The organism is Shimia aestuarii (assembly GCF_022814865.1).
GTDB lineage: Bacteria > Pseudomonadota > Alphaproteobacteria > Rhodobacterales > Rhodobacteraceae > Shimia > Shimia aestuarii_A.
Window position 1 is genome coordinate 1 of the sequence record NZ_JAKVRD010000045.1, and the last position, 3,862, is coordinate 3,862.

Below are 3,862 nucleotides of genomic sequence, written 5' to 3' on the forward strand. Positions count from 1 at the left end.
CCCCGTCAGAACCTCAACCTGCCTTAACTTCGTGACAATCTCTTCCGGCTTCGGTCGCTTGTTGGCCATGTGTTTCCTCCGTTTTCCTAAACATAGCGGAGGACCACTTCAGTGGGGGAGGATCAGGTCAGCGTGTCTGCAATGAAATACCGGCTGGCCAACCTCATGTGATTTTGGTGGCCACATGTCGTTCATATTTTTTGACACTGAAACTACTGGTTTGCACGCTGGTTTCGATCAGATCGTTCAATTTGCAGCCGTCAGAACAGACAATGACCTCAACGAAACCGATCGGTTCGAATTGAGATCAAGAATCGATCCGAATGTTGTTCCGGACGTTCAGGCGATGCTTGCCAACGGTTTGTCAATTGAAGCACTGACAGACCAGCATCTTTCCACCCATTATCAAATGATGCGGGATTTGAATGAGCGGCTGCTGTCTTGGTCTCCAGCCATTTTTTTAGGATACAATTCCATAAGATTTGACGAAGAGTTTCTTCGCCATGCGTTGTATCGAACATTGCACCCTCCCTACCTTACGAGCCTTCATGGGAACGCTCGGAATGACGTTATGTCACTCGCTTTGTCCTGCTCGGCGTCTGGTGACAACGCCCTACGCGTGCCGCTCAAGGACTCAGGTGATCCAAGCTTCCGCTTGCATGATATTGCAGCGGCCAACGGAATTGCAGTGCTCAAGGCACACGATGCAATGTTCGACACACAAACAACGCTTGAGCTCTGCCGTCTTGTGAAGAAGCTGAGCCCGGATCTTTGGCGAAGGTTTGTGCGTTTCTCCAACAAAGCTTCGGTTGCCGATTTTGTTACGTCGGACGAACCCTTCGTACTTACGGAGTTTTATGGAAACAGAGCATATCACACTCCTGTAGTTTTCGTTGCAAATGAACCCGACCAACCAAATGGCATGCTTTGCTTGAGCTTGGTCGAGCCAATCGAAGAGCTCGCATCAATGTCAGATGAGCAGTTGGCAAGCTGGTTATTGAGCCCACCACGCCCAATCCGGAGAGTTCGATCAAACGCAGGTCCGACAATGATGCCACTTTGGGAAGCATCCGAGGAATTTTTCGTGGGCACCTCATGCGAAGAATTAGAGGATCGGGCCGCGCGAATTGTGGAAGACGAGGGGCTCAAAACTCGAATCGAGCGAGTCTTCTCAGAAAACCGTGCGCAGTATCCTGAGCCAGGTCATGTTGAAGAGATGTTGTACACCAAGTTTTCAAGTCGGAACGACGCTACGCTGTGTGATCGGTTCCACAGCGCTCCTTGGAGCGAACGGCACGCAATCGCACAGTCCTTCGAAGATGACCGACTCAAAGAACTAGCGCTGCGCATTTGCCACTTTGAATGCCGTTCTGCACTCGCACCCGAGTTGGTGCAGGCGATGGATGTCGATCTCGCGCATCGACTTATGTCTACCGACGCTCGGCCTCCGTCGGTTGAGCGGGCCCTAAAGAAAGTCGAAGAGGGGCGCCCGAGTTCCGAGTGTGAAGTGAGCGATATCGGGCTGCTGGAAGGCTATGGGGCCTTTCTTTCTGAGCGTCGGATAAAAATTATGAGGTTTCTTGAGGCGCAATAGGAGGCTGTACCGGTTCGTTGGGATGTCCGTCGTCAGAGTTTTTGGGCCAGTTGGCGGCCTGATCTAAGAGAGGGTCTGGCACATCTGGTTGGTCTGATTATGCGGCGGATCTTCGGTGAAGCAAGCGCCGGGTTTCGATAGTCTTTCGTTTGATCCTTTCTCGCTGTTGCAGGATGGTCTGACCGCGCCCGAAGTAGACGTCGGCCGGGGTGAGGTTCTGCAGGCTCTCGTGATAGCGCCGATGGTTGTAATGCTCGACGAAGGCGTCGACCTTCTGCCTGAGATCGCCGGGCAGATAGTAGTTTTCCAGCAGGATGCGGTTCTTCAGGGTCTGATGCCAGCGCTCGATCTTGCCCTGGGTTTGCGGGTGGTACGGGGCGCCGCGGATGTGATCCATCTGCCGATCTTCCAGCCATTCGGCCAGTTCGCCCGAGATGTAACTCGCCCCATTGTCACTGAGCAGTCGCGGTTTGTGCAGCACCGTCGCCTGGTCACAGCCTGAGGCTTGTAGGGCCAGGTCCAGGGTGTCGGTCACATCGCCCGCTTTCATCGTCGTGCAGAGCTTCCAGGCGATGATGTAACGGCTGAAGTCGTCGAGGATCGTCGAGAGATAGAACCAGCCCCAGCCGATAACCTTGAGATAGGTGAAGTCGGTCTGCCACAGCTGGTTCGGCCGGGTCGTCTTGTCCCGGAACTCATCGGCCGCCGACAGAACCACATAGGCCGGGCTGGTGATCAGATCGCAGGATTTGAGGATGCGATACACAGAAGCCTCTGACACAAAATACTTTTCCGTGTCGGTGAAGCGTATGGCCAACTCGCGTGGGGACAGGTCACTTTCCTGCAAGGCTAAATCCTTGATCTTCTCGCGAACCGGCCCAGGAATGCGGTTCCAGACCCGCGACGGCCTGGGGCGGCGGTCTTCCAGCGCCTCGGGACCACCGGCCAGATACCGGTCATACCAGCGATAGAAAGTGGTCCTGGGGATGCCCAGCTTGTCCAGCGTGCGTTTGGTCGGCAAATGGGACTGTTCGACCAGCCGGATAATCTCCAGCTTCTCGGATGCGGGATACCTCATTCGTCGTCGCCCCCATCCCCGAGCATGCTTTTTTTGAGCAGCCGTAGCTCCAGCGCCTGTTCTGCCACGACCTCCTTCAGATCACGGGCCTCACGGCGCAGAACCTTGACCTCGCTCGACGTCGCCGCACGCGCTGTGTCCCCAGCCAGCCGCTTCTTCCCAGCTTCGAGGAACTCCTTCGACCAGCTGTAATAGAGGCTCTGGGCAATACCCTCACGTCGACACAGCTCGGCAATGCTGTCCTCGCCCTTCAGGCCGTCCAGAACGATCCTGATCTTCTCTTCCGCAGAATATTGCTTGCGCGTGACCCGGCGGATGTCTTTGATGATCTTCTCGCCGTGGCTCTGCTTGCTTCCGGGTTTCTGTCTCATCTTCACTCCTTGGTGGTTACGATGAGCCAGAAACCCTCTCTTATCAAATCACCCTAAACTGTCCCATTGGTGCTGACGTCAGACAACGCCCGCCTCGGAGATGCTGGCATATTCGGCGAGGGCAAAGTCCGAGGGCGAGAGCGTGCCAAGCGCGTCGGCGCCCCCCACCACGGCCAGATATTCGTTGTAGAACTTTGAGATGTTGCGCACGTAGCCTTGGGTCTCGGCGAAGGGCGGCACGCCGCCAAATTCGATGACCCGGCCAGGGCCCGCGTTATAAGCCGCGAGCGCATGGGGGATATTGCCGAAACGGTTGAGCTGGGTCGTGATATAGCGCGCGCCGCCGCGGAGGTTGTCCTTCACATCATACCGGTCGACGCCGAGATCGGAAGCGGTGCCGGGCATGAGTTGGGTGAGGCCATAGGCCCCGACCGGGCTTTCGGCAGCGACGTTGAAGCGGCTCTCCTGCTTGATCAGGGCCTGGAAGAGGCAGCGCCACTGGGTGGCCGAGAGCCCGGCCCGGGCGACGCCGGGGGCGCCTGCGAACTCGCCGGCGACCTCGACGATCATCATCTCGACCGTCTCGCGGCCCTCGCCGAAGAGGCGGCTGTTCATCGGGCTTGGGTCGGTATTGGGATAGACAGCCGCCACCCCGAAATCCGCATTGCCCTCAAGCGCGCGGATATCGAAGCGGGAGTGGACAGAACATGGGGGTCATGCGGCGCGTTTTCTGTTTGCGACGGTCAGCCGACCATCGAGAACTGCGGCCCTTGTGACGGCTACTCGGTGAGCCCCTTTGGGCGACCACCGCATCCTTCT

2 protein-coding genes and 1 pseudogene are annotated in these 3,862 nt (G+C 56.9%); 1 reads left to right on the top strand and 2 read right to left on the bottom strand.

From position 1 onward, the window contains the following. The first annotated feature begins 184 nt into the window (after window positions 1-184). Window positions 185-1,594 carry an exonuclease domain-containing protein gene (locus MK745_RS19570; RefSeq protein ID WP_027246201.1) on the top strand — a complete coding sequence of 470 codons (1,410 nt, stop codon included), beginning with the start codon at window positions 185-187 and terminating at the stop codon, window positions 1,592-1,594. Window positions 1,595-1,691: 97 nt separating this feature from the next. Here the strand turns inward: MK745_RS19570 and MK745_RS19575 are convergent. Both MK745_RS19575 and MK745_RS19580 read right to left on the bottom strand, forming a co-directional pair. After that, a protein-coding gene (locus MK745_RS19575) for an IS3 family transposase (protein ID WP_154665125.1) occupies window positions 1,692-3,043 on the bottom strand; the annotation gives its coding sequence in 2 pieces (ribosomal slippage) (window positions 1,692-2,707 and window positions 2,707-3,043; 1,353 coding nt in all). Window positions 3,044-3,127: 84 nt separating this feature from the next. Beyond that, window positions 3,128-3,730: pseudogene (locus tag MK745_RS19580) on the bottom strand (lytic transglycosylase domain-containing protein); the annotation flags it as partial. Between the last annotated feature and the right edge of the window lie 132 nt (window positions 3,731-3,862).

Excerpts from the sequence above, each read along its gene's own strand:
- MK745_RS19570 (WP_027246201.1), top strand. The coding sequence starts at position 185 with ATGTCGTTCATATTTTTTGACACTGAAACTACTGGTTTGCACGCTGGT.